This window comes from Microbacterium sp. 18062, assembly GCF_902706225.1.
Lineage (GTDB): Bacteria > Actinomycetota > Actinomycetes > Actinomycetales > Microbacteriaceae > Microbacterium.
Map to the genome: position 1 here is coordinate 1 of NZ_CACSKB010000223.1, position 518 is coordinate 518.

At 76.1% G+C, this 518-nt stretch carries 1 protein-coding gene; it reads left to right on the top strand.

Annotated features, from left to right (window positions below):
• Nucleotides 1-518: PAS-domain containing protein (locus GVL03_RS19480; protein WP_200847287.1), on the top strand; the 518-nt coding region annotated here is incomplete at both ends.

Genomic DNA, 518 nt, shown 5'->3' on the forward strand with positions numbered 1-518 from the left:
CCGAGCCGGTGCAGGAGGCCCTGGCCGCGCGCGCGCTGCGCGCCGGGCCGGGGGACTACGTGCTGCGCACGCGGCAGGGCGGCGGCCATCCGCGCGAGCTGGCCTTGCGGCTCTCCGCCCTGCTGGCGACGCGTCCGGGCCATGCGGCCGGCAATTCCCGCGATGCGGCACCCGCCCGCACGCCGGGCGTACCTCCCACCGAAGACATGCTGCGCACCGCCATCGACCACATGGCGATGGGGGTGCTCCTGTGCGCGCCGGACCGCCGGGTGCGCTTCTACAACCACCGGCTGCCCGGCATGCTCGATCTGCCGCGCACGCTGCTGGACGGCGCGCCGGCCCTGTCGGAGCTCAAGGAGCTGCAGGCCGGGCGCGGCGACTTCGGCGAGAACTTCGAGCGGGTGGACGAGCGCGGACGGGCGTACGTGGAGAGCGGCAGCCGCCTCGCGCCGCCCGGCACCTACTGGCGCAAGGCACCCGACGGCCGCATGCTGGAGGTCCACTGCACGGCCCTGCCC